Origin of the sequence: Candidatus Pelagibacter sp. HIMB1521, from assembly GCF_052047875.1 — a bacterium.
In the GTDB taxonomy this organism is placed as follows: domain Bacteria; phylum Pseudomonadota; class Alphaproteobacteria; order Pelagibacterales; family Pelagibacteraceae; genus Pelagibacter.
Genome location: NZ_JBNAIZ010000012.1, coordinates 45,240 through 72,089, shown reverse-complemented (window position 1 = coordinate 72,089; position 26,850 = coordinate 45,240). Strand labels below are relative to the sequence as shown.

At 30.0% G+C, this 26,850-nt stretch carries 30 protein-coding genes and 3 tRNA genes; 5 read left to right on the top strand and 28 right to left on the bottom strand.

Annotated elements, in window-relative coordinates; all coding sequences use genetic code 11:
• The 22 genes from ACTTA5_RS06275 to ACTTA5_RS06170 form a co-directional block, all read right to left on the bottom strand.
• A partial coding sequence (locus ACTTA5_RS06275) for a biotin--[acetyl-CoA-carboxylase] ligase (RefSeq protein WP_440648742.1) occupies window positions 1-465 on the bottom strand: 465 nt, incomplete at its 3' end.
• Entirely contained in the window at window positions 465-1,883 is a 1,419-nt protein-coding gene (nuoN, locus tag ACTTA5_RS06270) for an NADH-quinone oxidoreductase subunit NuoN (protein ID WP_440648740.1), read from the bottom strand. The genes ACTTA5_RS06275 and nuoN, both read right to left, overlap by 1 nt.
• A 1-nt stretch (window position 1,884) precedes the next feature.
• Window positions 1,885-3,366, bottom strand: coding sequence for an NADH-quinone oxidoreductase subunit M (locus ACTTA5_RS06265; protein ID WP_440648739.1), 1,482 nt, complete (start codon window positions 3,364-3,366; stop codon window positions 1,885-1,887).
• On the bottom strand, window positions 3,366-5,279 hold the full coding sequence (gene nuoL / locus ACTTA5_RS06260) for an NADH-quinone oxidoreductase subunit L (protein ID WP_440648737.1): 1,914 nt from the start codon (window positions 5,277-5,279) through the stop codon (window positions 3,366-3,368). The genes ACTTA5_RS06265 and nuoL overlap by 1 nt, the downstream gene beginning before the upstream one ends.
• 2 nt (window positions 5,280-5,281) lie before the next feature.
• Complete coding sequence (nuoK, locus tag ACTTA5_RS06255; protein ID WP_075506644.1) at window positions 5,282-5,593, bottom strand: NADH-quinone oxidoreductase subunit NuoK; 312 nt, start codon at window positions 5,591-5,593, stop codon at window positions 5,282-5,284.
• The gene (locus ACTTA5_RS06250; RefSeq protein WP_440634894.1) at window positions 5,586-6,218 is read right to left on the bottom strand and encodes an NADH-quinone oxidoreductase subunit J; all 633 of its coding nucleotides are present in this window, start codon (window positions 6,216-6,218) and stop codon (window positions 5,586-5,588) included. Before ACTTA5_RS06250 ends, nuoK begins: the two co-directional genes overlap by 8 nt.
• On the bottom strand, window positions 6,219-6,704 hold the full coding sequence (gene nuoI, locus ACTTA5_RS06245) for an NADH-quinone oxidoreductase subunit NuoI (protein WP_440648735.1): 486 nt from the start codon (window positions 6,702-6,704) through the stop codon (window positions 6,219-6,221).
• A gap of 2 nt (window positions 6,705-6,706) precedes the next feature.
• Complete coding sequence (nuoH, locus tag ACTTA5_RS06240) at window positions 6,707-7,705, bottom strand: NADH-quinone oxidoreductase subunit NuoH (protein ID WP_440648733.1); 999 nt, start codon at window positions 7,703-7,705, stop codon at window positions 6,707-6,709.
• 1 nt (window position 7,706) lies between these two features.
• Window positions 7,707-9,737: an NADH-quinone oxidoreductase subunit NuoG gene (gene nuoG / locus ACTTA5_RS06235; protein WP_440648731.1), complete on the bottom strand. Its 2,031-nt coding sequence runs from the start codon at window positions 9,735-9,737 to the stop codon at window positions 7,707-7,709.
• Window positions 9,730-11,061: an NADH-quinone oxidoreductase subunit NuoF gene (nuoF, locus tag ACTTA5_RS06230; protein ID WP_440648729.1), complete on the bottom strand. Its 1,332-nt coding sequence runs from the start codon at window positions 11,059-11,061 to the stop codon at window positions 9,730-9,732. The genes nuoG and nuoF overlap by 8 nt, the downstream gene beginning before the upstream one ends.
• Window positions 11,054-11,662: an NADH-quinone oxidoreductase subunit NuoE gene (nuoE, locus tag ACTTA5_RS06225; protein ID WP_440648727.1), complete on the bottom strand. Its 609-nt coding sequence runs from the start codon at window positions 11,660-11,662 to the stop codon at window positions 11,054-11,056. Before nuoE ends, nuoF begins: the two co-directional genes overlap by 8 nt.
• The gene (locus ACTTA5_RS06220) at window positions 11,659-12,834 is read right to left on the bottom strand and encodes an NADH-quinone oxidoreductase subunit D (protein ID WP_440648725.1); all 1,176 of its coding nucleotides are present in this window, start codon (window positions 12,832-12,834) and stop codon (window positions 11,659-11,661) included. Before ACTTA5_RS06220 ends, nuoE begins: the two co-directional genes overlap by 4 nt.
• Window positions 12,818-13,423, bottom strand: a complete 606-nt coding sequence (locus ACTTA5_RS06215) for an NADH-quinone oxidoreductase subunit C (RefSeq protein ID WP_075506636.1) — start codon at window positions 13,421-13,423, stop codon at window positions 12,818-12,820. The genes ACTTA5_RS06220 and ACTTA5_RS06215 overlap by 17 nt, the downstream gene beginning before the upstream one ends.
• Before the next feature lie 2 nt (window positions 13,424-13,425).
• A complete protein-coding gene (locus ACTTA5_RS06210) occupies window positions 13,426-13,941 on the bottom strand; it encodes a NuoB/complex I 20 kDa subunit family protein (protein WP_440648723.1) in 516 nt (171 codons plus the stop codon).
• Window positions 13,942-13,951: 10 nt separating this feature from the next.
• Entirely contained in the window at window positions 13,952-14,320 is a 369-nt protein-coding gene (locus ACTTA5_RS06205) for an NADH-quinone oxidoreductase subunit A (RefSeq protein WP_075506634.1), read from the bottom strand.
• A gap of 88 nt (window positions 14,321-14,408) precedes the next feature.
• Window positions 14,409-14,485 (bottom strand) — tRNA-Asp (locus ACTTA5_RS06200).
• Window positions 14,486-14,497: 12 nt separating this feature from the next.
• Window positions 14,498-14,573 (bottom strand) — tRNA-Val (locus ACTTA5_RS06195).
• Between the two features lie 50 nt (window positions 14,574-14,623).
• Window positions 14,624-17,002, bottom strand: a complete 2,379-nt coding sequence (lon, locus tag ACTTA5_RS06190) for an endopeptidase La (RefSeq protein ID WP_440648721.1) — start codon at window positions 17,000-17,002, stop codon at window positions 14,624-14,626.
• A gap of 60 nt (window positions 17,003-17,062) precedes the next feature.
• Window positions 17,063-18,331, bottom strand: coding sequence for an ATP-dependent Clp protease ATP-binding subunit ClpX (clpX, locus tag ACTTA5_RS06185; protein WP_440648719.1), 1,269 nt, complete (start codon window positions 18,329-18,331; stop codon window positions 17,063-17,065).
• A gap of 89 nt (window positions 18,332-18,420) precedes the next feature.
• Entirely contained in the window at window positions 18,421-19,032 is a 612-nt protein-coding gene (gene clpP, locus ACTTA5_RS06180; RefSeq protein WP_262589313.1) for an ATP-dependent Clp endopeptidase proteolytic subunit ClpP, read from the bottom strand.
• A gap of 32 nt (window positions 19,033-19,064) precedes the next feature.
• Entirely contained in the window at window positions 19,065-20,516 is a 1,452-nt protein-coding gene (gene tig / locus ACTTA5_RS06175; RefSeq protein ID WP_440648717.1) for a trigger factor, read from the bottom strand.
• A gap of 10 nt (window positions 20,517-20,526) precedes the next feature.
• Window positions 20,527-20,611 (bottom strand) — tRNA-Leu (locus tag ACTTA5_RS06170).
• 84 nt (window positions 20,612-20,695) lie between these two features.
• Here ACTTA5_RS06170 and ACTTA5_RS06165 point away from each other — a divergent pair.
• The 3 genes from ACTTA5_RS06165 to ACTTA5_RS06155 are packed head-to-tail and all read left to right on the top strand — an operon-like array spanning window position 20,696 to window position 21,525.
• Window positions 20,696-20,947 (top strand): DUF1289 domain-containing protein, encoded by a 252-nt coding sequence (locus ACTTA5_RS06165; protein WP_075506630.1) that lies wholly within the window; start codon window positions 20,696-20,698, stop codon window positions 20,945-20,947.
• Window positions 20,940-21,110 (top strand): hypothetical protein, encoded by a 171-nt coding sequence (locus tag ACTTA5_RS06160; protein WP_179850442.1) that lies wholly within the window; start codon window positions 20,940-20,942, stop codon window positions 21,108-21,110. The genes ACTTA5_RS06165 and ACTTA5_RS06160 overlap by 8 nt, the downstream gene beginning before the upstream one ends.
• A complete protein-coding gene (locus ACTTA5_RS06155) occupies window positions 21,097-21,525 on the top strand; it encodes a hypothetical protein (RefSeq protein WP_440648715.1) in 429 nt (142 codons plus the stop codon). Before ACTTA5_RS06160 ends, ACTTA5_RS06155 begins: the two co-directional genes overlap by 14 nt.
• Here the strand turns inward: ACTTA5_RS06155 and ACTTA5_RS06150 are convergent.
• On the bottom strand, window positions 21,522-21,659 hold the full coding sequence (locus ACTTA5_RS06150) for a hypothetical protein (RefSeq protein ID WP_179850441.1): 138 nt from the start codon (window positions 21,657-21,659) through the stop codon (window positions 21,522-21,524). The genes ACTTA5_RS06155 and ACTTA5_RS06150 overlap by 4 nt on opposite strands.
• Before the next feature lie 10 nt (window positions 21,660-21,669).
• The gene (locus tag ACTTA5_RS06145) at window positions 21,670-22,227 is read right to left on the bottom strand and encodes a histidine phosphatase family protein (protein WP_440648713.1); all 558 of its coding nucleotides are present in this window, start codon (window positions 22,225-22,227) and stop codon (window positions 21,670-21,672) included.
• Between the two features lie 2 nt (window positions 22,228-22,229).
• Between ACTTA5_RS06145 and ACTTA5_RS06140 the strand changes: the two genes are divergently transcribed.
• Window positions 22,230-22,910 carry a uracil-DNA glycosylase gene (locus tag ACTTA5_RS06140; RefSeq protein WP_440648711.1) on the top strand — a complete coding sequence of 227 codons (681 nt, stop codon included), beginning with the start codon at window positions 22,230-22,232 and terminating at the stop codon, window positions 22,908-22,910.
• On the opposite strand, the gene ACTTA5_RS06135 is transcribed toward ACTTA5_RS06140, so the two are convergent.
• Window positions 22,903-23,319 (bottom strand): YbgC/FadM family acyl-CoA thioesterase, encoded by a 417-nt coding sequence (locus tag ACTTA5_RS06135; protein ID WP_440648709.1) that lies wholly within the window; start codon window positions 23,317-23,319, stop codon window positions 22,903-22,905. The genes ACTTA5_RS06140 and ACTTA5_RS06135 overlap by 8 nt on opposite strands.
• Window positions 23,320-23,377: 58 nt before the next feature.
• Between ACTTA5_RS06135 and ACTTA5_RS06130 the strand changes: the two genes are divergently transcribed.
• Window positions 23,378-23,518, top strand: coding sequence for a hypothetical protein (locus ACTTA5_RS06130; RefSeq protein ID WP_440648707.1), 141 nt, complete (start codon window positions 23,378-23,380; stop codon window positions 23,516-23,518).
• On the opposite strand, the gene ACTTA5_RS06125 is transcribed toward ACTTA5_RS06130, so the two are convergent.
• From ACTTA5_RS06125 to ACTTA5_RS06115, 3 genes are all read right to left on the bottom strand, one after another.
• Window positions 23,519-24,169, bottom strand: coding sequence for a DUF3047 domain-containing protein (locus tag ACTTA5_RS06125; RefSeq protein WP_440648705.1), 651 nt, complete (start codon window positions 24,167-24,169; stop codon window positions 23,519-23,521). It lies immediately after the preceding gene.
• Between the two features lie 193 nt (window positions 24,170-24,362).
• The gene (locus tag ACTTA5_RS06120; RefSeq protein WP_440648703.1) at window positions 24,363-25,367 is read right to left on the bottom strand and encodes an alcohol dehydrogenase catalytic domain-containing protein; all 1,005 of its coding nucleotides are present in this window, start codon (window positions 25,365-25,367) and stop codon (window positions 24,363-24,365) included.
• Window position 25,368: 1 nt separating this feature from the next.
• Window positions 25,369-26,826 (bottom strand): cytosine permease, encoded by a 1,458-nt coding sequence (locus tag ACTTA5_RS06115; protein ID WP_440648701.1) that lies wholly within the window; start codon window positions 26,824-26,826, stop codon window positions 25,369-25,371.
• Window positions 26,827-26,850: the final 24 nt, after the last annotated feature.

Here is a 26,850-nt window from a genome sequence, read left to right as displayed (position 1 = left end):
ATTAATTTTTTGTCCTGTTATTTTATATAAATTTGTAGATGGATAATTTTTAATATTTGGATTTTTTATTACATTAATTCCTATTCCTGTAATTAAAAATTTTTTATCTGATTTCGTTATAATTTCTTGTAAAATCCCACTAATCTTTTTCTTATTAATTAATAAATCGTTTGGTTTTTTAAAGTTAATTTTATTTTTTATATATTTAGAGAGTGTTTGTTTAACTAAATTACAATTTAACTTTGTAACTCTTTCTATTGACAATTTATTTTCATCAAATGGATGAAAAAAAGAGGCAAATAAATTACCTTTATATGAAATCCATTTTCTTCCATATTGACCTCGACCACTAAATTGTTTTTCAGCAACAACCATTCCAAATTTATAGTTAGTTTTTTTTATTATTCTTGCAGCTGTATCGTTAGTGCTTTTTATTATTTTAAAATTAAATTTCTTAAATTTCATTAAATAATATTAATTCTTGATACTACCTCAATTAATTGACTTGGAAATATGAAGTATAAAAGAATTAATATTGTAGAAAAAGTTAATGAAAATTTTAACCATAAACTATGATCCGTATCATATTTATCTTTTTCTTTATCAAAGTACATAATCTTAATTATTCTTAAGTAATAGAAAGCTGCAACAACAGTAGATAACAATCCAACAATAGCTAAAAAATACATTGATTGTTCTAAAACTGCTTTGAAAACATAAAACTTAGCAAAAAATCCTGCTAATGGTGGTATCCCTGCCAATGAAAACAATATTACAAGTAAAGAAAGTGATAATAATGGATGATTTTTCGATAAACCAGATAAGTCATCAATATCTTCGTAATATTGATTATTTCTTTTAAGCATTAACAAACAAGAAAAAAGAGCCAAATTCATTACAACATAAATTGAAATATAAATTATTGAACTTTGAATTCCTTCATTAGAAGCAGTGGCAAGACCAGCCAATGTATATCCTATGTGTCCAATAGAGCTATAAGCAACTAGTCTTTTAATGTTTGTTTGTCCAATTGCTGCAATTGCTCCAAAAAGCATTGAGGCAATAGATAAAAATACAATTATCATTTGCCATTGATCGATTAGATTTAAAAATGGAACATATAAAAATCTAATAAATACAGTTAACGCAGCAATTTTTGGTACCATTGTAAAAAATAAAGTTACTGTAGTTGGAGATCCTTCGTATACGTCTGGTGCCCACATATGGAATGGCACTGCTGAAATTTTGAATGCTAAACCTACTAAAATAAAAACTATCCCAAAAGTCAGTACATACTCATTTGAATTAAGTTGTGTGGAAATCACATCAAAGTTTGTAGATCCTGAAAAACCATAAATTAGTGAACATCCATAAAGTAATAATCCTGATGATAAAGCACTTAATACAAAATATTTTAAACCTGCTTCCGATGATTTTAGTTGATCTCTATTATAAGTTGCTAAAACATATAAGGCTAATGATTGTAACTCTAGACCCATATAAAATACAATTAAATCATTAGAACTAATCATGACCATCATTCCCAGCACAGAACTCAAAATTAAAACTGGATATTCAATATTAAAAATTTTAAAAATTTTTAAATAACTAGAAGAAATAACTAATACTAGAAAACCGCCCAACAATGTTATTATCTTCATAAATGAAGACATCTTATCTATTACAACACTGCCATTAAACAAAGTTTCTCTATTCACAGAGAAAGTTTCGTTAATAGTAATTATAGCGGCGATCAAAAATACAAATAAAGACAAGTTAAAAGTAATGCCTGAACTATTTTTTTTAAATACTCCCAATACAAGTAAAAACATTATTGATAATGAGATAAAAATTTCAGGTAAAATTAAATTTAAATTTTCCATGTTATTTACTCGCTAAATTAATATTATGCATATTTATTAAATCTGAAACGGAAACCTCAATTGTATTAATCAAAGGATCTGGATAAAAACCAAAAAATAAAGTTGGTATAGCTAAGCATGTTAAAATTACATATTCTGATTTATTCAAATCTAACATTTGTTTTAAATCTTCATTAACTAATTTCCCAAAAACAACTCTTTTATACAACCAAAGCATATAAGCAGCTCCTAAAATTACTCCTAAGCTTGCTAACACAGCTACTAAAAAATTATCCTTAAAGGCACCCATTAAAATTAAAAATTCACCAATAAAACCACTTGTTCCAGGTAACCCTAAAGCGGCTAATGTAAACAACATAAATAAAATCGAATACTTTGGTATTATGGCAACTATACCACCATAAGAATTTATCATCCTTGAATGCATACGGTCATAAACAACACCAACACATAAAAATAGAGCTGCAGAAACTAATCCATGACTAATCATCTGAATTATACTTCCTTCTATACCTTGCTGTTGAAGAGTAAAAATACCTAAAGTTACAAAACCCATATGTGCTACAGACGAATATGCTATTAACTTTTTCATGTCTTCCTGCATTAAAGCGATAAAAGAAGTAAAAATTATTGCTATAACACTTAAAGTATAAATAAGAGGTGTGAATACTTCAGAAGCCACAGGAAATAATCCTAGTGAAAACCTAATAAAACCATATCCTGCCATTTTTAATAGAATAGCAGCTAATAAAACTGAACCAGCAGTAGGAGCTTCAACATGGGCATCTGGCAACCAAGTGTGAACAGGCCACATAGGTGTTTTTACTGCAAAAGAACTAAAGAAAGCTAACCATAATAAATTTTGGTATTTAGCATCAATTCCAATTTCATAAAGTTTAACTACATCAGTTGTACCTGATATCCAGTATATTGAAATGATCGCAACCAGCATTAAGACTGATCCGAGCAAAGTATATAGAAAAAATTTAAATGCTGAATAAACACGTTTTGGACCACCCCAAATACCAATAATTAAAAACATTGGGATTAATCCAGCCTCAAAAAATAAATAAAAAACAACTAAATCAAGTGCACAAAACACACCAATCATGAAACTTTCCATGATTAAAATTGCAATTAAAAAATCTCGTAATCTATTTTTTACTGAATTGTTAACTGAAATGATACAAAGTGGAGTTATAAAGGTTGTTAAGATTATAAATAATATGGAAATTCCATCAACACCAACTTTATAATTAATAAATCCTTCAATCCATGTTCTATCTTCTACAAATTGGAAATCAGATATACTTTGGTCAAAAGATATCCACAAATAAATAGAAATTAAAAAATTAACTATACTTGTAAATAAAGCTACATATTTAGCTGTAGAATTATTTCCATCTTTATCTTTTGTAAAAAATAAAAAAAGAGCTCCTATAGTAGGTAACAAGATTAAAGATGATAAAATTGGAAAGCTCATTATTTAACTATCAAAAAGGTTAATAAAGCAGAAAAACCTAACAACATTACAAAAGCATATTGGTAGATAAAACCACTTTGAAATTTATTTGCTTTAATCGAACATTTTTTTATAAAAGAAGAAATTCCATCAGGACCAAATCCATCTATTATAGTTCCATCACAGACTTTCCATAAAAATGTCCCAAGTTTTTTCGATGATTTAATAAAGATAACCTCATACAACTCATCGAAGTACCATTTATTGACAAGGAAATTGTATAAAGGTTTGTTCATTGACGCTATTTCATTTGGCAATTCTTTGTTCTTAACAAATAAATAATAAGCAATAGGTATTGATAGGATAACTAAACTAGGTGTTAAAAGTAAAAACCATGTTGGTGGATGATCTGTGCTTAGAGGTTCTAAAAATTTGATTGATTCTGACCAAAAGTAATTTTCATCACCATGTCCAATGAACAAATCTTTAAATAACATGCCTGCAAAAATTGCACCAATAGAAAGCACAAATAACGGAACAAGCATTACCAAAGGTGACTCGTGCGTTTCCTCAATTTTAATCTCTTTATTATTGTATTCGCCATGAAATGTTTTGAATATTAGTCTCCACGAATATACTGACGTTAAAAATGCAGTAACTATTCCAATACCAGCTGCATAGTAACCTGTTGTATTTCCTTTTAAATATGCAAATTCAATAATTGCATCTTTTGAGTAAAAGCCTGATAAGAAAGGAAAACCTGTTAAAGCAAGAGTTCCAATAATCATTAAAGCATAAGTGTAAGGTAGTTTTCTCCATACACCTCCCATGTTATTAATATTTTGCTCATCTTTAAAAGCATGAATTACTGATCCTGATCCTAAAAATAATAAAGCTTTAAAAAAAGCATGCGTAAATAAATGAAACATAGCAACATTGTAAGCTCCTACACCAGCTGCGAAAAACATGTAACCTAACTGACTGCAAGTTGAATAAGCAATTATTTTTTTAATATCTGTTTGAACCAATGCTACCGTTGCAGCAAAAAAAGCTGTTGTCATTCCAACTACAGTAATCAAGTTTAAAATTACTGGAGAAAATTCATATATAGGTGAACATCTAACAACTAAAAATACGCCTGCTGTAACCATTGTTGCAGCATGAATTAAAGCAGAAACTGGTGTTGGTCCCTCCATCGCATCAGGTAACCATGTATGAAGTAAGATTTGAGCTGATTTACCCATAGCTCCGATAAATAACAATAAGCAAACCAAATCTATCGCTTTAACCTCAAAACCTAAGAAGGATAAATCTTTATCTACAACTGTTGGAATTTGTTGGAAAACTTCATCATAATTTACAGTTCCAAATAAATAAAAAACTAAAAAAATACCTAACGCAAAACCAAAGTCACCTACTCTATTAACTACAAATGCTTTGATTGCAGCTGCATTAGCACTTTCTTTTTTAAACCAAAAACCAATTAGGAAGTAAGAACAAAGACCAACTCCCTCCCAACCAAAAAATAGTTGAATAAAATTATCTGATGTTACAAGCATTAACATTGCAAATGTAAATAATGATAGGTAAGCCATAAATCTTGGTTTATGTGGATCGTGAGACATGTATCCGATAGAATAAATATGGACTAATGCTGATACAGAAGTAACTACAACCAACATCACAGCTGATAGAGGATCAATTAACATTGACCAATTAACATCAAGTGAACCTGAATTAATCCAAGTTGCTATAACAATATTTTCCTCATATTGATTAACAATTACCTGATATAAAACAATTATTGATAAAATTGCAGATATAGAAACTAATGCACTAGTTACTATTTCAGAATTTCTATCACCGATGTAACGTCCAAAAAAGCCTGAAATAATTGATGCTATTAATGGAAGAAATAAAATTGAAAGTTCCATTATTATCCTTTCAACTCATCAATTTCTTCAACTCTTATAGTTCCAGAGTTTCTGTAGTAAACAACGATTATAGCTAAACCAATCGCAGCTTCTGCAGCTGCTACAGTTAAAATAAATAAGGTAAATACTTGACCAGCTAAATCTCCAAGAAAAATTGAAAAAGCAACTAAGTTGATATTTACAGCTAATAAAATCAACTCAATACTCATTAATATAACAATAATATTTTTTCTATTAAGAAAAATTCCAATAACTCCAATTGAAAAAATTACAGCACCTAAAGTTAAATAGTGCCCTAAACCTATCTCAGTCATCTATTTTAACTCCTTTGTTAGAAGCAACTTCTACAACACTTACTCCTTCTGCTCTTTCACGAGAAATTTGTTTTATATAACTTTGTCTTTTAACGTTTGATCTTTGTCTAAAAGTCAGAACGATTGCTCCAACCATCGCAACTAACAAAATCATACCACTGATTTGAAATATATGTATGTAATCAGTGTATAATACTTGACCTAGTGAGTGTGTGTTGCTTAAGTCTGAAACTTTTAATGAATTGTTAACATCAAAAATCTCTGGTTTATACTTCCATCCACCAATTACAATAATTAATTCAAAGAAAATGATTGTGCTAATAATTAGTCCAACAGGAATATGTTTTGAGCTAGCAGCAGACGCAAACCATTGATTTTTTTGTTGAGCAACATTTAGCATCATTACAACAAAAAGAAATAAAACTGCTACGGCTCCAACGTAAACTATTAACATTATCATACCTAAGAACTCAGCACCAATCATAATAAATAGACAAGAAATACTGATAAAATCTAATATTAAAAAAAATACTGAATGAACAGTATTTTTAGATACTGTAACCATTATTGCAGAAACAACTGCAATTATAGAAAAAGTGTAGAAGAAAATAGCGTGAGCAATCATTTATCTATGTGAACTATCTGCTTTTATATTAGCGTCTAGAATATTCTCCCATCTATCACCATTATCTAATAGTTTTTCTTTTGTGTAATATAATTCTTCTCTTGTCTCTGTCGAAAATTCAAAATTTGGACCTTGCACTATAGCATCAACAGGACAAGCCTCTTCACATAGACCACAATAAATGCATTTCATCATATCAATGTCATAACGAGTAGTTTTTCTACTGCCATCTTCTCTCTGAGCAGATTCAATTGTAATTGCTTGGGCAGGACATACAGCTTCACAAAGTTTGCATGCAATACATCTTTCTTCTCCATTTGGATATCTTCTTAAAGCGTGCTCACCTCTATATCTTGGGCTAATTTTTCCTTTTTCAAAAGGATAATTGATTGTTTTTTTTGGTTTAAACAATTCTTTTATTGCAATGAACAAACCGCCTACAAAATCAACCATGAAAATAGTTTTAAAAAATCTAGATAAATTCATAATTAGTTTGTTGGTAAAAGGTTAAAGTAAAATAAATAACTCGCAGTTAAAACAACCCAAGTTAATGACAAAGGAAGAAATACTTTCCAACCTAATCTCATTAATTGGTCATATCTATATCTTGGTACAATTGCTTTTACTAAAGCAAATAAGAAAAATAAAAGTAAAATTTTTAAAATTAACCAAATTGCACCTGGAATTAAAGTAAATGGATAAATATCTATTGGAGATAACCAACCACCTAAGAATAATATAGCTCCCATAGCACACATCAATAAGATGTTTGCATACTCACCTAACCAAAACATTGCATACATCATTCCTGAATATTCTGTCTGGTATCCAGCAACCAATTCTGCTTCAGCTTCAGGTAAATCAAAAGGTGGTCTATTAGTTTCAGCTAAAGCAGAGATAAAAAATATTACAAACATTGGAAATAACGGAATTACAAACCATAGATTTTGTTGAGCAATTACGATGTCATTTAAATTCAATGAGCCTACGCACAACAATACATTGATGATAATAACTCCAATAGAAACTTCATATGATACCATTTGAGCCGCAGATCTAATTGCACCTAGGAAAGGATATTTAGAGTTTGAAGCCCATCCTCCCATAATTATTCCATAAACACCTAGCGATGAAACAGCAAATAGATAAAGTATACCGACATTAATATCAGCTAAGACCTGTGTTGCACTAAATGGTATAACAGCCCAAGCTATCAAGGCTAATGTCATAGTAACGATAGGTGCTAATATGAAGATTACTTTGTTTGAGCTTGATGGGATGATTATTTCTTTAAAAATATATTTCAACGCATCAGCTAATGACTGAAGTAATCCAAATGGTCCAACTACATTAGGTCCTTGTCTTTTTTGGACAAAAGCCCAAACTCGTCTATCTAGCCAAACAATCATAGCTACAGAAACCAAAACTGGAACTAACAAAAATAAAATTTTGTATATCTCTTGAAAGACTATATTTAAATATTCCATCTTAACCTTCTGTGCCTGTTGATTTTAAATTCATTTTTGCATTATTGCACTCAATCATTGTTTTTGATGATTTAGCAACAACATTAGAAAAATAATAATCTTTAATTTCAATTTTTAAATTTTCATTTTTAAAATCAGAATTCGATTTGTTATTATTTTGTTCAGTTTGTTTTTCACTTTGCAATTTTAAATAATTTAACATGCTGCTATCTAGCTCTTCTTTATCGTTAAACAATTTTCTATTATTCATGAATTCAGCTAGTTCATTTATTATCTGCCAATCTTCTTTTGCATCACCAGGTGGATAAGAAGCCTTAAATGCTTTTTGAATTTTTCCCTCTAAATTTGTATAATAACCGTCTTGTTCTGTATAAGCTGAGCCAGGTAAAATTATATCTGCACACTCTGCCCCTTTGTCACCATGGCTCCCTTGATAAATAACAAATTCATTTTTTTTAACAAAATTTAAATTATCTTGACCTATTAAAAACACTATTTCAAATTTATTTGATTTTAAATCTTCTATTAAATTTGTTTTATTATTTAAAACCCCTAAATCAAAATTTCCTACAGTTGCTGCATCACATGATAAAACATTCAAAGGATTCCACTCTTCTGAGAACTTGTTTTTTTTATTCAAAAAATCTTTTAAATTATCAAATAAATATTGTGCATTTTCTAATCTTAATAAAGACTCACCAATAATTATCATTGGTTTTTTTGCACTTTCTATTTCTTTTGAAAGTTTATGTGTGTCATCTATAATTTCTTTTATTGTTTTAGTTTGTCCATCTAAGCTTTCATAAGGATAAGTTAGATCTCCACAATCATTTAATGATACAATTCTTGTACTATTATTTAGATAAGATTTTCTAATTCTTGCATTTAAAATTGTGGCTTCATACCTAGGATTGGCGCCTAACAATAAAATTAAATCAGCATCTTCAATTCCGTTAATTGAGGAATTAAACAAATAATTTTCTCTTTTTGAAATATTAATATATCTGTTATCTGATCTTGATTCATAATTATCAGTTTCAACTGTTCGGTCAAAAAATTCTTTAAAAATGTACGCAGTTTCCATGTTTGTTAAATCTCCAACAAAACCAGATACTTTTTCTTTTGATGTATTTTCTAATTTAGATTTTATTATTTTGTAAACTTCTTGCCACGAAGCTTTCTCAAATTTACCATTGTATTTAATATACGGGGTATCTAATCTTTGATGAAGTAAGCCATCACACGCATATCTAGTTTTATCTGAAATCCATTCTTCGTTAATATCTTCATTAATTATTGGAAGAACTCTTTTTACTTCCCAATCGTATGTATCAACTCTAATGTTTGAACCTATTGCATCCATGACATCAATTGTTTCAGTCTTTTTTAACTCCCATGGTCTCGCTTCAAAAACATAAGGTTTTGATGTCAAAGCTCCAACAGGACATAAATCAACTACATTGGCAGATAATTCTGATTGCATTGATTGCTCAAGATATGTTGTAATTTGCATATCCTCACCTCTACCTATAGCACCAAGTTCTGGAACGCCTGCAACTTCAGTAGCAAATCGCACACATCTTGTACAATGTATGCATCTTGTCATTTGAGTTTTGATTAATGGGCCCATATTTTTTTCTGGAACTGCTCTTTTATTTTCTTTAAATCTTGATTTATCTACCCCATAAAACATTGATTGATCTTGAAGATCACACTCACCACCTTGGTCACATACAGGACAATCTAAAGGGTGATTTGCTAGTAAAAATTCCATTACACCTTTTCTAGCTTTTTCAACTAAACTTGTATTTGTTTTAATATTCATTCCCTCTGCAGCAGGCATTGCACATGATGCAATAGGTTTTGGTGATTTTTCCATTTCAACCAAACACATTCTGCAATTTCCAGCTATAGATAATTTTTCATGATAACAAAATCTAGGTATCTCAACTCCTGCTTTTTCACAGGCTTGAAGAACTGTTAGCCCTTCTTCAACTTCTACATCAATGTCATTTACTTTCAATTTAAGCATTTTTTTTATCTAATAAATGTTGATCAACCAAATAAGGTATATTATTTTTTTTCTGAACAATTGGGTCCAAATTGTTTCTTTCTTGAATTTCTTTTTTAAAATGTCTTAACAAACCTTGAACTGGCCATGAAGAACCTTCTCCAAATGCACAAATTGTATGACCAGCGATTTGGGTTGTTACATCTCCTAACATGTCTACTTCATCTTTAGTTGCATCACCTTTTGCCATACGTTCAAGCATTCTCCACATCCATCCAGAACCTTCTCTGCAAGGTGTACATTGTCCACAACTTTCATGTTTGTAAAATCTAGCAATTCTCGCCATACATTTAATAATGTCCTGATCTTTATTGATAACCACTATCCCTGCTGTCCCTAATCCACTTTTTTCTTCGACACACGCATCAAAATCCATTTTTAATGTTTCACATCTGTCTTTTGGAATTAGAGGCATAGAGGATCCACCTGGTATTACAGCTTGTAAATTATCCCATCCGCCAATCACTCCACCAGCGTGAACTTCTATTAATTCTTTTAAAGGAATGCTCATTTCCTCTTCTACATTACAAGGATTGTTAACATTTCCAGAAATACAGAAAATTTTAGTACCGGTATTTTTTTCTCTTCCTAAAGAAGCAAACCATTTCGCTCCTCTTCGTAAAATAGTTGGTACTACAGCAATCGTTTCAACATTATTAATTATAGTTGGACACCCATATAAACCAATCAAAGCTGGGAAAGGTGGTTTTAGTCTTGGTTGACCCTTTTTACCCTCTAAACTTTCAAGTAATGCTGTTTCTTCACCACAAATATACGCTCCTGCTCCATAATGAATATAAATATCTAAATCCCAGTCAGTTCCAGCTGCATTTTTTCCCAATAGTTTTTTCTCATAAGCTTCATCAATTGCAGCTTGAAGTTTTTGACCATCAACAAAATATTCTCCTCTAATATATATGTAGCAAACGTGTGCTTGAACTGCGTATGATGCTATTAGGCAACCCTCTATTAGTTTATGAGGTTCAAATCTTAAAATATCTCTATCTTTACAAGTGCCTGGTTCAGACTCATCACCATTAATAACTAAATAATGTGGTCTGGATCCAACTTCTTTGGGTGCAAATGACCACTTTAAACCAGTAGGAAATCCTGCTCCACCTCGACCTCTAAGTTGAGACTCTTTAATTTCATTAATAATCCAATCTCTTCCTTTTTCAGTAATTTCTTTAGTGTTTACCCAATCACCTCTTGATTGTGACGCTGCTACATCAGAACCTTTATCATTATATAAATTTTGAAAAATTCTATCTTGATCTTTAAGCATTTTTTAAATCCGTTAGTGTTTTTCTATTATTCTCTGGCTCATTATTAATTCTTCCTCTGTATGAACCTGGTTTTGGAGTCTCTCCATTTAAAATTTTATCCAAAATCTCAGATGTTTTTTCTTTATCAAGATCTTCGTAATAATCATCATTTATTTGCATCATAGGAGCAGTCACGCATGCACCTAAGCATTCAACTTCCATCCATGAACAACTCTTATCACTTGATAATTCACATTCATTTTCAGAAATTTTTTCCTTACAAGCTTCAACCAATTTATTTGCACCTCTTATCATACAAGGTGTTGTAGTACATACTTGAACAAAATATTTTCCAACTGGAGATAGATTGTACATTGTGTAGAAAGTGGCAACCTCATAAACTTTTATATAAGGCATGTCTAAAAACTTAGCGATATACTTCATTGCAGCTAATGGTATCCAATTATTATTTTGTCTTTGAGCAATATAAAGTAAGGCCATCACAGCACTTTGTTGTTTTCCTTTTGGATATTTTGCAACAATATTATTTGCTGCCTCTAAAGAGGTAGTATTAAATTCGAAACTTTCTGGTTGATCTTTTGATGGTTTTCTTAAACTCATCTATCCACCTCACCGAAAACAATGTCTAATGAACCTAAAACTGCTGGTACATCTGCTAACATGTGTCCTTTAATTAAATAATCCATTGATTGCAAATGTGAAAAACCTGGGGCTCTAATCTTGCATTTATAAGGTTTGCTTGAACCATCAGAAATTAAATAAACTCCAAATTCTCCCTTAGGTGCTTCAACAGCTGTGTAAATCTCGTCCTTAGGTACTCTATAACCCTCAGTAAATAGTTTAAAATGATGAATTAACGCTTCCATTGATTGCTTAATATCTTTTTTTGATGGCGGGCTAATTTTGCCATCTAATGATTTAATTGGTCCTTTTTCCATTTTAGATAAACACTGTTTGATAATAGAAACACTCTCTTTCATCTCTTCAATTCTGCATAAATATCTATCGTAACAATCACCATTTTTTCCAACTGGTATTTTAAAATCTAAATCTTCATAACAATCATAAGGTTGAGACTTTCTTAAATCCCAAGGTACTCCTGATCCTCTAATCATAACTCCTGAAAAAGAATAATCTAAAGCATCCTCTTTACTTACAATTCCAATATCAACATTTCTTTGTTTGAAAATTCTATTGTCTGTTAAAAGACTTTCCAAATCATTAATCACTTTTGGAAATGTATCGCAAAAGTTTGAGATATCTTCCTCTAAACCTTTTGGTAAATCTTGGTGAACACCTCCTGCTCTAAAGTAGTTGGCGTGTAATCTTGATCCAGAAGCTCTTTCGTAAAATGTCATTAATGTTTCTCGTTCTTCAAAACCCCAAAGTGATGGAGTTAAAGCGCCAACATCAAGTGCTTGAGTTGTTACGTTAAGAATATGACTTAATATTCGTCCTATTTCACAAAAAATAACTCTTATATACTGAGCTCTGATCGGCACATCTATTTTAAGAATTTTTTCTATAGCAAGAGCAAAGGCATGTTCTTGATTCATTGGAGCTACGTAATCCAAACGGTCAAAATAAGGAACAGCCTGCATATATGTTTTGTTTTCAATTAATTTTTCAGTGCCTCTGTGAAGCAAACCTATATGTGGGTCTGCTTTTTCAACAACCTCACCGTCTAATTCTAATATTAATCTTAATACACCGTGAGCTGCTGGATGTTGAGGACCAAAATTTAGATTTAAATTTTTAATTTTTTTTGTCATTATTTTCAATTTCTTCTTTAATGTATTTTGTTCCTTCCCAAGGACTTTCGTAATCAAAATTTCTATAATTTTGCTCTAGTTTAACTGGTTCGCTAATAACTTTTTTTTGATCTTCGCTATATCTAACTTCGGAATGACCAGTTAAAGGAAAATCTTTTCTTAAAGGATGTCCTTCGAAGCCATAATCTGTAAGTATTCTTCTTAAATCGGGATGATCTTTGAAATTTACACCATACATGTCAAAAACTTCTCTTTCCATCCAATTTGCTGCAGGAAAAACACTTGTTAAAGAAGGTATAACTTCATTTTCAGAAATGGAGTATTTTAGAACTAGTCTTTGATTAAATTCATGACTTAAAAATAAGTAAACTACTTGAAATCTTTGATTATTTTCAGGATAATCCACAACAGTAATATCTATTAACTGCCGAAATTTTGTATCAAGATTAGTTTTTAAGAATAAAATTACATCTAAAAAATCATCTTTATCTGTTTCTAGATAAATTTGATTATGTTTTATTTCTGAATTATTAATTTTCGTGGTTAATTCAGAATTAATTTTTTTTTCTAGATCCTCTAAACTATTCATGACTATCTTATAAAAGATCCTTTGTTTCTAATTTTTTTTTGTAATTGCAAAATTCCATATAATAATGCCTCTGCAGAAGGAGGGCATCCTGGAACATAAACGTCAACTGGAACTATACGATCACACCCTCTAACAACTGAATATGAATAATGATAATAACCTCCACCATTAGCACAGCTACCCATAGAAATTACATATCTAGGTTCTGGCATTTGATCATAGACCTTTCTTAATGCTGGTGCCATTTTGTTGGTCAATGTTCCGGCAACAATCATCACATCTGATTGTCTTGGTGATCCACGCGGAGCAGCTCCAAATCTTTCTAAGTCATATCTAGGCATTGCTGTTTGCATCATTTCAACTGCACAGCATGCAAGACCAAAAGTCATCCAATGCAAAGAGCCAGATCTGGACCAATTAATTAAATTATCCAACGATGTCGTTATAAAACCATTTTTACTAAAATCTTTAGCAAGTTGTTTAAACTCTTCAGGAACTTGTTCTATTTTATCGTTCATTAAATTAATTTTATTCCCAATCTAGAGCACCTTTTTTCCATTCATAAATAAAACCAACTGTTAGTATGAATAGAAAAATCATCATTGATGAAAAACCTAATAGACCAATGTTTCCTAATGATATTGCCCATGGAAATAAAAAGGCAATTTCAAGATCAAATATAATAAATAGAATTGCAACTAAGTAAAATCTTACATCAAACTCCATTCTAGAGTCTTGAAATGGTTCGAAACCACATTCATACGCAGACAACTTTTCTGGATCAGGTTTTTTTGGAGAAAGTAAAAAATTTAACACTACAAAAGCAACACTCAAACCAAGAGCAATAACTAAAAATAGAATAATCGGTAGGTAATCTTTTAAAAATTCAGATAACATGAAAATCTATATATCAGTTTTTATCTGATGTTGAAGGGAAGATAAGTCACATTTTATTAATATTAACAGACAGTTTATTGGGAAAAAGTGGCGGGAGTGAAGGGACTCGAACCCTCGACCTATCGCGTGACAGGCGATCGCTCTAACCAACTGAGCTACACCCCCACTTAATTTGTTTGGTGGGCAGTAAAGGACTCGAACCTTTGACCCCCTCGGTGTAAACGAGATGCTCTACCAACTGAGCTAACCGCCCCAAAACAGAGCTACTTATTACATCAACACTTAAATAAAGTAAATTAATTATTATTGAATACTAGCTTGAGATTTATCGTCTTTTTTAGCTAAATCTACCTCAACCCATTCCGTAGGTTTAAGTTCTTTAGTTAAAGCAATTTTAATTACCTGGTCTGCATATTCAACTGGCGTAATTTTAATATCATCTATAATTTTTTTAGGCATATCAACTAAATCTTTTTCATTTTCTTTTGGAATCAAAACTTCTTTAATTCCAGCCCTATGAGCAGCTAATAATTTTTCTTTAAGACCGCCTATTGGCAATACCTGACCTGTTAATGTTACCTCACCAGTCATCGCAACATCTCTTCTCACAGGTATATTTGTAATCGATGAAACAATTGAAGTAACCATTCCTATTCCGGCAGATGGACCATCTTTTGGTGTTGCTCCTTCAGGTACATGAATGTGAAAATCTTTTTTCTCAAATAGAGGTGGAATAATTCCATACTCTAAACATTTTGATCTAACAAAAGATTTTGCAGCTTTTACAGATTCTTGCATCACATCACCTAGCTTACCAGTAATCTGCATTCTTCCTTTACCAGGCATAGTTACTGTTTCAATTTTTAAAATTTCCCCACCATACTCAGTCCAAGCAAGTCCAGTTACAATACCTACTCTATTTTCAGCTTCTAATTCTCCAAATTTAAATTTAGCTACACCAAGAAAATCAGATAAATTTTTATTATTAATTTGGACTTCTTTTTCTTCACCAGCTACAATTTTCTTAACAACTTTTCTAGCAAGTTTAGAAATTTCTCTCTCTAAATTTCTAACTCCTGACTCTTTTGTGTATCCTCTAATTACTTCTTTTATGATGTCGTCTTCCAGTTTCATTTCTTTTTCTTTGACACCGTTATCTTTAATTTGTTTAGGAAGTAGATATTTATTAGCTATACTAATTTTTTCATCTTCAGTGTAACCAGCCAATCTTATTACTTCCATTCTGTCTAATAAAGGAGGTAAAATATTTAAAGTATTTGCTGTTGTTACAAACATTACATCAGATAAATCATAATCAACTTCTAAATAGTGATCGTTAAAAGTTGTATTTTGTTCTGGGTCTAACGCTTCTAATAACGCTGAAGATGGATCACCTCTATAATCATTTCCAATTTTATCTATCTCATCTAATAAAATTAGAGGATTTTTTGTTCCAGCTTTTTTCATCATTTGAATTATTTTACCTGGTAATGATCCGATATAAGTTCTTCTGTGCCCTCTTATTTCCGCTTCGTCTCTCATCCCACCTACAGACATTCTAACAAATTCTCTGTTAGTTGCTTTTGCAATAGATTTACCTAAAGATGTTTTACCAACACCTGGGGGACCAACCAAACATAATATTGGGCCTTTAATTTTTTCCATTCTTTTTTGAACAGCTAAAAATTCTATTATTCTTTCTTTAACTTTCTCTAGACCAAAATGATCTTTATCAAGAATATTTAATGCCTTAGTTAAATCGATATCAACTTCACTTTTCTTGTGCCAAGGTAGTTCCGTCATCCAATCAAGGTAGTTTCTAACCACAGTAGCTTCAGCTGACATTGGGCTCATGTTCTTCAATTTTTTAAGCTCTTGTAGACATTTCTTTTCAACTTCTTTTGGCATTTTTGCTTTTGTGATAGCTTTATTTAGACTTGTAGTTTCGTCTTTGCCGTCTTCAATCTCACCGAGTTCTTTTTGAATAGCTTTAAGTTGTTCATTTAAGTAATATTCTCTCTGGGTTTTCTCCATTTGAGTTTTAACTCTTCCTCGAATTCTTTTCTCTACACCTATTATACTTGTTTCATTCTCCATAATTTTGATTATGGCGTTCAATCTCTTCTTAACATCAACTGTTTCAAAAATTTGTTGTTTTTCAGAAATTGTAGCTGTGATATGTGAAGCAATATTATCAGCTATTTGCGAAGGATCTTTTAACTGCTTAATTGTATTTATTGTTTCGTTCGAAATTTTCTTATTTATTGAAGTTAACTTTTCTAATCTTCTTAAAGCAGTAGCTGCTAAAGGAAATAAATCTTCCTCTTTTGGCAAAATATCATTGAAATATGTATAGTCACACGTAATAAATTTCTCGTTATCTTTAAAGTCTAAAATTTTAACTCTTTTAATTCCTTCTACTAAAACTTTTACAGTTCCATCTGGTAACTTTAATAATTGTAGGATGCTTCCCTCACAACCATACATAAATACATCTGTTTTCTTAGGATCATCAATCTCTGAGTTTTTTTGTGTTACAAGAATAATCTTCTTATCTTTTTTCATCACCTCATTAAGAGCAGAAATAGATTTATCTCTTCCCACAAACAAAGGTATTACCATGCTTGGGAAGACTACAATGTCTCTTAAAGGTAATAACGGCAATGATATTTTAACATCCATGGGATTAATATGGATATTATATATTATATTGCAATAGGTTTTTGTTACTTATTAAGGATATTAAGCCGCTGATGTTTTGCCAGACTTAGATTTATTTTCGCCTTTAGAATGAACTAAAATTGGTTGTGATTGACCTCTTGCGGCACCTGCATCAACAATTACTTCTTCAATGTTATCTTGGCTTGGGAGATCATACATAGTTTTTAATAATATATTTTCTAAAATTGATCTTAAACCTCTTGCACCTGTTTTTTTGCTAATTGCTTTTTGAGCTATTTCTTTAAGAGCATTTTCTTTAAATGTTAATTTCGCTCCATCCAACTTAAAGAGTTCTTGATACTGTTTTGTTAGAGAATTTTTAGGTTCTTGTAAAATTTTGATCAATGATTTTTCATCTAAATCCTCAAGAGTTGCTATCATTGGTAGTCTTCCAATAAACTCTGGTATCAATCCAAATTTTAATAAATCCTCAGGTTCTAATCCCTTCATCCACTCTCCTGTTTTCTTGTCTTGAGTGTTTTTTACGTCAGCTCCAAAGCCGATTGAAGTGCCTTTATCTCTTTGAGAAATAATTTTGTCTAATCCAGCAAAAGCACCTCCACAAATAAAAAGAATATTTGTTGTGTCTACTTGTAAAAACTCTTGTTGAGGATGTTTTCTACCTCCTTGAGGTGGAACACTTGCGACAGTTCCTTCCATTATCTTTAATAAAGCTTGCTGAACTCCTTCTCCAGATACATCTCTTGTAATGGATGGATTCTCAGATTTTCTACTAATCTTATCAACCTCGTCGATATACACTATTCCACGTTGTGCTTTTTCAACATTATAATCTGAAGCTTGAAGTAATTTTAAAATAATATTTTCAACATCTTCACCAACATATCCTGCTTCAGTCAATGTTGTTGCATCTGCCATTGTAAATGGAACATCTAAAATTCTAGCTAAAGTTTGTGCTAATAAAGTTTTACCACAACCAGTAGGACCAACTAATAAAATGTTGGATTTAGATAATTCTACATTCTTGCTAGTTTTATTTTCATAATTAAGTCTTTTGTAATGATTATGTACAGCTACTGACAAAACTTTCTTAGCGTGAGCTTGACCAATTACATAATCATCTAGTACTGTGCAAATTTCTTTTGGTGAAGGAAGACCATCTTGGTGTTTAACAAAAGTATCTTTGCTTTCCTCCTTTATTATATCCATACAAAGCTCAACACATTCATCACAAATAAATACAGTTGGACCTGCGATTAATTTTCTAACCTCGTGTTGGCTCTTTCCACAAAAAGAACAGTAAAGAATATTTTTATTATTTGTACTCATAATTTTTTAAACGAATCAATTTCATTACTTTATTATAGATGACTCATACTAATCAAGTTTGGATTAGTAAGTTGTCAATATATTGTGTATTATGATCTTTTTTCTACTACTTCGTCAATAAGACCAAATGATTTTGCGACATCAGCGGTCATGAAATTGTCTCTCTCTAATGCAGATTTTATTTCATCAACAGTTTTACCTGTATGTTTTGAGTAAATTTCATTTAATCTTTTCTTTAATGACAAGACTTCATTTGCATGTATTTCAATATCTGTAGCTTGTCCTTGAAAACCTGCTGAAGGTTGGTGAACCATTATTCTTGAGTTGGGTAACGAAAACCTTTTACCCTTAGTTCCTGCAGCCAACAAAAATGATCCCATTGATGCAGCTTGGCCAATACATAAAGTTGATATATCAGGTTTTACATATTGCATTGTATCGTAAATCCCAAGACCAGCTGTAACCAATCCACCAGGACTATTGATATATAAATAAATTTCTTTTTTAGGATCTTCAGCTTCTAAAAATAATAACTGAGCTGTTACTAAGGATGCAATATTGTCATTTATCTGACCTGTTAAAAAAATAATTCTTTCCTTTAGAAGTCTTGAATAAATATCATAAGCTCTCTCACCTTTGCTTGATTGCTCTACAACCATCGGCACTAGATTGCTCATATGTTCTGATAATTTTGTTGTCATAAGTTGATTCTTTCTACTTATACAACTTGTGATTACTTTTTGCTAACTTTTTTTGTTTTTTTAGCGGCTGGTTTTGCTTTTGCTGTTTTTGCAGAAGGTTTTTTTTTCTCTGAAGCTTTTACTGCAGGTTTCTTTTTTGTTTCTTTTTTTGGTTCGTGATCATGTGAATGATCATGGTCATGATCGTGATCATGTTTGTGAGCTTCTTTTAAGATTTTTTCTGCCTCATCTTTTGAAATTTCTTTTTTATTTGGTTTACCTTTTTCTTTTATAAGATTTAAAATTTTCTCCTCATAAACTGTCCCTCTTAGACTGGCTAAAGCAGACGGATTTTTTTGATAAAAATCCATAACCATTTTCTCTTGTCCTGGCATCATTCTTAATTGTTTTTGAACTTCAGCTTGAATTTCTTGTTCACTAACTTTGATTTGATTTTTTTCACCAAATTCATTTAAGATTAACCCAGTTTTAATTCTTGTTTTTGCTTTTTCTTCAAAAGATTTTTTATTTTTTTTAGCCTCCTCTTCAGACATACCTTGTGAAAGAATTTTAACCTCTTCTTCAATTAAGTTTTCTGGAACTTCTTCAACTTTAATTTTTTCAATTTCTTTTAAAATTTGATTTTTTGAAAGTTGATCTAAAGAATTTTTATATTCGTCATTTATTTGTTTTGAAATTAAAGCTTTAAGATCTTTCAAATCTTTAGCTCCTAAATTTTTTGCAAAATCATCATCTATTTTCACCTCTTGTGGTTGTTTAACTGATAAAATTTTACAATTAAATTTAGCTTTTTTATTAACTAATTCTTTTTCAGGATAATTTTCTGGAAGTGTTGCTTCAACAAGTTTTTCATCATCTTTTTTAACACCAATTAGCTGCTTATCAAAACCTTTCAAAAATAAATCTTTACCTAATGTAAGCTGTGTATTTTTTCCTTCACTTCCTTTAAATTCTTTTCCATCAATTGTTGCTTTGTAATCTAATGCAACTAGATCACCTTCTTTTGCTTTCGTATCTGCTGCACCTTCCTTGAAATTTGGTTGGTTCTTAGCAATTTCTTTTATTCTTTTATCTGTCTCACTATCATCAATTTTAACAGTGTATTCATCAAATTTAATGTTTTCTAATGATTTAATCTCTACTTTAGGTAATTCTGTAACTGACAAGACATATTCCAATTCTTTATCTTCACCATATGTCTTTAGATCTAATTTTGGCTGACCTGCTGGTTTAATTTTGTTTTCTTCTAACGCTTTTGTAGATGTGTCTTTTAAAACTTTGTCTAATACTTCACCAAATACAGCTTTGCCAAATTGTCTTTTTAAAATTTCTTTTGGTACTTTTCCTGGTCGAAAACCTTTTAAATTTACTGTTCCTTTGATCTCTTCATATTTTTCATCCATATAAGAGTTCATAGTCTCTTTATCGATAAAAATTTTTAGATCTTTATTTAAACCTTTTTTATTTTCTACAGTTACTTTCATAATCATTTAATGGTAGGGCGAAAAGGACTCGAACCTTCACCGATTGCTCGACTGGTTCCTAAGACCAGCGCGTCTACCAATTCCGCCATCGCCCCAGTTAAATTAGGTGCTTTATATATTATTGAACTCATTTGTCCAATCCGAATAATAGTGTAAAAGGATATAAAAATATAAATAATATGATTATTTCGCCTTGTATTAGTATTTGCAAAACAGATCCTTCAACAGGTTATTGTTATGGTTGTGGAAGAAATAATGATGAAAAAAAACTGTGGAAACTAGAAGAAACTACAGATGAATGGAAACAAAATAATTTAGAAAGTATCAGAAAAAGATTAACTGGTTGGCAGTTAGATAGTTTTAACGAGTCTTATGAGCATAAAATAAATAACGGCATATCTCTATTCAAAAAAAATCTTAAAAATGAGTAAATCAACAATTGTAGTTATAATTTATATTATAGGACTAATCTTTGGTGCTTTAGTTTTAGATATGTGGAGCGCTGAGACTAGCCCTAAAGCATTACTGGGTATTGGGTGGACAGCACTTTTTTTAATTGGATTATTTTTTGCAGAAAAAAATGAAAAAAAATAAATTATTTTTTTTTTCTCTCATTTTATTTTCTTTCTTATTTATAAATCATTCATTTTCAGAAATTATAATTTTAAGTAAATGTGATCATAAAGAAGATAAATATTTAAAAAATGAATACATATTTAATCTTAATGAATTAATTATGACTAGAAATTATGTTTATGCAGAAAAAACTTATCAAAAATATAGAATTACTGATTTAAGTGTAAAAAAATCAAACTCCTATGTAAGAAATATTTACGAAGAGGATGGTAAAATTTTTACTTTAAAACATGGTTATCCTCAATTTTATACTCAAATATTAATTGAAAAGAACAAGCCTGAGATATTTATTAAAAGTGTTATGAACGATATCGAAGGGATTTCAAAAATTTCTACGTGTAAAAAAATAGAAAAATTTGCAAACCAAAGTTAGGTTTTCTTTTTTTTATTTTCCTTAAGTTTATCTAAATTTTTTTTTTTAAAATCAAATCTACTATTTGAAATATTAGATCTATGTTTAGCGAATGCTTGTTTTTGTGCTTGTCGCATAGCTCTTTTTGATGACATAAATTCTAATTTAATATTCTATTTCTAAAGTATCAATTACTTTTAAATTTTTATCTGAAATAACAATCTCACCTGATGATGGTGCGTAGTTTAAAAGCTCAGATATTACCACGTAATGTGTTACAAAAATTATATTTTGTTTTTGATCCCACGTGTTTAAAAATTTATTAAAATCAATAACTTGTTGTTTTCTATTTTTAGCAAATTTTGCACTAAAAAATGAATTCAAAAAATTTTTTGTTTCATAATTTTTAAAGGCTATTTCTGCAGTTTCTTTGCATCTGCACCATTCACTAGAGTAAATTTTGTTTATTAAAATATCATTTTGTTTAAAAAAATTTCCAATTTTTTTTGATTGTACTCTTCCCTCGTCATTTAAGTTTCTTTGGGTTTCACAATTATTGACATCAAAATTAGATGGATCCCCTCCTCCCGGTGCATAAGCATGACGAATAAATATTAATTTACCACCTTTTTGAAGCTCACCAATCATAGCTTCATTTGAATCTGCTTTAATTGGAGAACTTAAAAATATAAATATAATTAAAAAAAATTTTAAAATTTTCATAGATGAATAATAAATTAAAACAACTTAATAAGAAAATTATTAAATGTAGAAAATGTCCTAGATTAATTAATTTTATTAAAAAAATATCTACTGTAAAACGAAAACAAAATATTAACGAAACCTATTGGGGTAAACCGGTTCCTGGATTTGGTAAGATAAATTCGAAATTATTAATTTTAGGTTTGGCACCAGCTGCACATGGGGGAACCAGAACAGGAAGACCTTTCACTGGAGACAAATCAAGCGATTTCTTGTTTTCTTGTTTAAAAAAAGCAAATATTTCTAATCTACCTTATTCAGAAAATTTAAATGATGGATTGAAATTAAAATCAACTTTTATAACCAATATACTGAAATGTGTTCCTCCTGGTGACAAACCAACAAATGAAGAATTATCAAATTGCACAAATCATTTTCAAAATGAGATTGAAACTTTAAGCAAAATAAAAACAATTGTTGCTTTAGGTAAAGTTGCTTTTGATAATTGTGTTAAATATTACAAAAGTAAAAATAAATTAAATGGAAAGTATACTTTTAAGCACGGGAAATATTATGATTTATCAAATAAAATCAGATTGTACGCTTGTTATCATCCAAGTCCTCGAAATGTAAATACAAAATTAATATCTGAAAAAATGATAGTTAATTTTTTTAAAAAAATAAAAAGAGTAACAGCTATTTAGATTTTAAAATATAAGGCTCAAAGCTATTTAAAACTAACTCAGGAATTTTTGTAGGTTTTCCGATTGTATTTACAAATACTAAATGTATTTTTGCATCTACAATTAATAAATCATCTCTGTAAATTGATTGATCCATTACAAAAGAGGTTTTTGACAAAGAGGAAATAAAAGATTTTATTGTTAAATTATCTTCTAAGTACGCTGATTTTTTATATTCAATATTGCATGACTTAACGATTATTAAAGAATTAAACTCATCTTTAATTTTCAAATTACTTAAACCAATAGCTAATAATGCTTCTGTTCTAGCTCTTTCAAAGTATTTTAAATAATTTGCGTAATAAACTACTCCTCCAGAGTCGGTGTCTTCATAGTAAATTTTAACATTATGACTAAAAGTTTTATGCATTGTTCATTAATATCAAATAATGAGAAATTTTTATACAAACTAAGATATAATAACTACAATGAAAGTTTATATAATTTGGTTGATTGGAGTAATTTTATGGAACTTTGGTGTTCCTAATGCCACTCCAACAGAGGACGTAATTGTAGCAATCATACTGTCATTCCTGAGTATGGGTCTAAAAAAATATACTAAACTTTAATTAATTTGCTGAAAAATAAATATTCTGGAAATAGGCTATAGATTTCATTTTAGAATTATCCGTATCCGCCATAACCGCCAAGCCATCTAATTCATCTAAATCTAAATCGTGGAATTTCTTAAAATCCTCTTTTACATTTGATTTAACTGTTACCCATTCATTTAAATTAGTTTTTGTAGTTGACATTACATTATCTATAGATTTTTTTGTGTAAGGACTTGGTGAACTAACTCCAACATCTCTATTGCTTGAAAACACATAGTTAACTGCTCTGTTTGACAATGGTGTTGCACCTGTTTTTTTTACCGCAAAAACTCTAGCGGCAAAATCATGCCCTTTTTTAGTGTCTTCTTTAATTCCTGATAAATCTTTCTCAACTTTCCATGTAATATTTATAAAAGGTGTCTTATTTAGATCAATTTTAACTTCTTTGCCTAGACCAGATGCTGCATTATCGGCAACAGCCTTAAGGAAATTTCCATTTTCATTCTTACCAACAGTATAACTTGTCTCGTTCTTTGCTCCTCTTACTTTTCTGACAGTTAATTCTGAAAGTTCTGCTTCTGTAAACTCAAACACTATAACTTCATTTGCAACAACTGAGCTGATTGAAATCAAAAAAATTGAAATGAGTTTAAAAAATATTTTCATAATTTAAGTTCTTAATACATTATTTAGACAAGATTTAAACATGCAAAAATCAGAATTAATTTTTAAATAAATAATATGAAAACAATTTCAATTTTTTTACTTTTAATTTATTGGTCAATAATGATATCTGCACCAATTATGTCTAATGACCTCAAAATGGGTAGTTCTAGAGCTATAAAATTAAATTTTAATTCTAAGGTATCAGTATAATTTTAGGTGCAAAACAGGTGCCATCATGAATTTGTTTAAAGGCATCGCCGCCATTTTTTAAATCTCTAAATTCAATCCAATCTAGAGAACCTATCTCTTTGTTGGCTAATATTGCTAAAGTTTGCTCAAAATCCTTATTAGTATAACAATAAGTTCCTATTACGGTCACCTCTTGAAGTGTCATTTTTCTAAAATTAAAGGTTCCAGCTGGCTGAGTTAAGCCTATGTGAATAATTGAACCACCTGGCTTAACTACTTCAATAGCCTGTTGTCTTGAAATTTCTAAACCTACTGTATCAAATACAATATCAAACTTATTACTTTCTATTTCGTTATGGTCTGGTGCAACATATTTTGCATCTAAATATTTTGAACACTCATTCAATCTCAATTTATTAGGATCAGAAAGAATTATATTTTTACTATTTTTAATTTTAGATAAAATTAAACCACATAATAATCCTATTGCACCACCACCTTGGATCAAAATTTTACATTCAGATAAAGGTTTTTTTAAAGATTGTTCACCAATTAATACTGCATGCAAAGAAACTGCAGTTGGCTCTGCTACTGGCGCTTCATTTTTATCTAATCCATCTGGGATTTCATAAATATTTGTGTCTGGTGTTGAGACAAATTCTGCAAAAACCCCTTGTCTTTCAATTGGTTTATTCATGCCTAAAATAATTCTATGAGGACAAAGATGTTCTCTTCCACTTGTGCAGTATTCACATTTACCACAAGTTATCAGAGGATTTAAAACAACGTCTTTACCTTTAAATTTACCATTTTGGACTTCACCACTAACTTCATGGCCTAATATTAAAGGAGGAATTCTTCTCTCATCATGTCCATGATACGCGTGCATATCAGAACCACATATTCCTGAAGCATGGATTTTTAAAATACTTTCTCCCGAAACTTCAATTGGATTAGGTTCGTCTCTGTAAACTAATTCTTGTGTTCCAGTATATACTAAAGCTTTCATATTATTTTTTTGCCAACAAGTAATACGTTATCCAGCCTACAAATGCACCAATTAACCACGCATAAGACTGTAAAAACATTAAATTTGTGTTCCAAATTGTTGATGCTGAAAAAATAAAACCTAGAAATACTGAGTAAACACCTTTGATATGCCACCCTCTTGAATAATAGTAACTACTTTCTTTTTCTACTGAATACAAATCTTTGTTACTCAAGCTTTGTTTATTGATCAGGTAATAGTCAGCAACTATTACTCCAAATAACGGACCAAAAAATGCACCAAATGTATCTATAAAAGATAAAATGCCAATTTGACTCAAAATTGTAAGCCAAAAAATAGCCACCAACAAACCGAGGAAAGAAATTATATAGCTTGCACTCCTTAAAGATAATTTATTTGGAACAAAATTTATTAGTGAATATTGAGATGGAATATAATTGGCTACTAAATTCGTGGATGCTGAAGCAATTACGACAAAAAATAGTACCAATGTAGTTATTTGAATATTGTCATATTTGCCAATTATATCAGTGGGATTTGTAAAAATTCTGTCTATGTCTGAAAATTTTTGATTTAAAAGTGCATCTGATCCGGCAACAATAAATATAGAGAAAAAAGAGAAAATAATTAAATTAATAAGCAAACTTAAATTCCCTTTACCCAACTCTTTAGTATTTTTAACATTCCTAGAAATGTCCCCAAAACTAATTATTAATATTGAAAAATAAGCAAAGACAGTTCCTGCTACAGTTAAAAGTGGTAATAAATTATTAATATCAAAAAAGTTTTTGGTATTAATAATATTTACAAATGCTTTTGATGTTAATTTGACATCACTTAAAAAAACAAGAAAGAAAAAAACAACAATTCCTACATAAACACTGATTGCTGAAAAATTTATTATTTTTTTATTATATTGAGCACCAATACTAAACAAAAATGTTTGAAAAATAATTACAATTAAAATTGATGACCAATCTATAATATTTAAACCAAAAAAATAAAAAATAAATATATCTTGTACTAACAATGACTCATCGATAGTGAAAAGTAATATTCTAATAAGATAAGTTAAAATTTTTGATAAAAAATAAGTTTGAATTCCAAATAAGAAAATTCCAACCAAGCTTCTGATTAATCCAAAAAATTTCGCTCCATTAAATCCTAAAGAAGATCTCAACAAAACTACAAAAGGTAATCCAAATTTTTGTGAAGGTTTTCCAATAAAATTAGCAAATAAATAAACAAAAAATGAACCTAATAAAGTTCCTATTAAAACCACAAAGGTGTTTAAATTGTACATTATATAAAGCGAGGCAATTAGAGAAAAACCAATTACACTTTGTACATTAACTCCCCAGTAACAAAACAGGTCTTTCCAATCCCAAGTTTTATAATTTGGATTTACCGAAACTAAATCCCAATTTGATAGGGAGTATTTAACTTTAGGTTGATTCACTAGAAATTATTTTAAACTAATAAT

Bases quoted from the DNA above. Each gene is read 5' to 3' on its own strand.
- nuoN (WP_440648740.1), bottom strand. From the start codon at position 1,883: ATGGAAAATTTAAATTTAATTTTACCTGAAATTTTTATCTCATTATCA.
- ACTTA5_RS06160 (WP_179850442.1), top strand. From the start codon at position 20,940: ATGAGTAAATCAACAATTGTAGTTATAATTTATATTATAGGACTAATC.
- ACTTA5_RS06145 (WP_440648713.1), bottom strand. From the start codon at position 22,227: ATGAAAATTTTAAAATTTTTTTTAATTATATTTATATTTTTAAGTTCT.
- lon (WP_440648721.1), bottom strand. From the start codon at position 17,002: ATGGATGTTAAAATATCATTGCCGTTATTACCTTTAAGAGACATTGTA.
- ACTTA5_RS06130 (WP_440648707.1), top strand. From the start codon at position 23,378: ATGAAAGTTTATATAATTTGGTTGATTGGAGTAATTTTATGGAACTTT.
- clpP (WP_262589313.1), bottom strand. From the start codon at position 19,032: ATGACAACAAAATTATCAGAACATATGAGCAATCTAGTGCCGATGGTT.
- nuoE (WP_440648727.1), bottom strand. From the start codon at position 11,662: ATGAGTTTAAGAAAACCATCAAAAGATCAACCAGAAAGTTTCGAATTT.
- ACTTA5_RS06140 (WP_440648711.1), top strand. From the start codon at position 22,230: ATGAATAATAAATTAAAACAACTTAATAAGAAAATTATTAAATGTAGA.
- tig (WP_440648717.1), bottom strand. From the start codon at position 20,516: ATGAAAGTAACTGTAGAAAATAAAAAAGGTTTAAATAAAGATCTAAAA.
- nuoI (WP_440648735.1), bottom strand. From the start codon at position 6,704: ATGAATTTATCTAGATTTTTTAAAACTATTTTCATGGTTGATTTTGTA.
- clpX (WP_440648719.1), bottom strand. From the start codon at position 18,331: ATGAGTACAAATAATAAAAATATTCTTTACTGTTCTTTTTGTGGAAAG.
- ACTTA5_RS06165 (WP_075506630.1), top strand. From the start codon at position 20,696: ATGATTATTTCGCCTTGTATTAGTATTTGCAAAACAGATCCTTCAACA.
- nuoK (WP_075506644.1), bottom strand. From the start codon at position 5,593: ATGACTGAGATAGGTTTAGGGCACTATTTAACTTTAGGTGCTGTAATT.
- ACTTA5_RS06155 (WP_440648715.1), top strand. From the start codon at position 21,097: ATGAAAAAAAATAAATTATTTTTTTTTTCTCTCATTTTATTTTCTTTC.
- ACTTA5_RS06215 (WP_075506636.1), bottom strand. From the start codon at position 13,423: ATGAATAGTTTAGAGGATCTAGAAAAAAAAATTAATTCTGAATTAACC.
- nuoL (WP_440648737.1), bottom strand. From the start codon at position 5,279: ATGGAACTTTCAATTTTATTTCTTCCATTAATAGCATCAATTATTTCA.
- ACTTA5_RS06205 (WP_075506634.1), bottom strand. From the start codon at position 14,320: ATGTTATCTGAATTTTTAAAAGATTACCTACCGATTATTCTATTTTTA.
- ACTTA5_RS06135 (WP_440648709.1), bottom strand. From the start codon at position 23,319: ATGCATAAAACTTTTAGTCATAATGTTAAAATTTACTATGAAGACACC.
- ACTTA5_RS06150 (WP_179850441.1), bottom strand. From the start codon at position 21,659: ATGTCATCAAAAAGAGCTATGCGACAAGCACAAAAACAAGCATTCGCT.
- ACTTA5_RS06120 (WP_440648703.1), bottom strand. From the start codon at position 25,367: ATGAAAGCTTTAGTATATACTGGAACACAAGAATTAGTTTACAGAGAC.
- ACTTA5_RS06220 (WP_440648725.1), bottom strand. From the start codon at position 12,834: ATGACAAAAAAAATTAAAAATTTAAATCTAAATTTTGGTCCTCAACAT.
- ACTTA5_RS06125 (WP_440648705.1), bottom strand. From the start codon at position 24,169: ATGAAAATATTTTTTAAACTCATTTCAATTTTTTTGATTTCAATCAGC.
- nuoG (WP_440648731.1), bottom strand. From the start codon at position 9,737: ATGCTTAAATTGAAAGTAAATGACATTGATGTAGAAGTTGAAGAAGGG.
- ACTTA5_RS06210 (WP_440648723.1), bottom strand. From the start codon at position 13,941: ATGAACGATAAAATAGAACAAGTTCCTGAAGAGTTTAAACAACTTGCT.
- nuoH (WP_440648733.1), bottom strand. From the start codon at position 7,705: ATGGAATATTTAAATATAGTCTTTCAAGAGATATACAAAATTTTATTT.
- ACTTA5_RS06250 (WP_440634894.1), bottom strand. From the start codon at position 6,218: ATGATTGCTCACGCTATTTTCTTCTACACTTTTTCTATAATTGCAGTT.
- ACTTA5_RS06265 (WP_440648739.1), bottom strand. From the start codon at position 3,366: ATGAGCTTTCCAATTTTATCATCTTTAATCTTGTTACCTACTATAGGA.
- nuoF (WP_440648729.1), bottom strand. From the start codon at position 11,061: ATGCTTAAAGATCAAGATAGAATTTTTCAAAATTTATATAATGATAAA.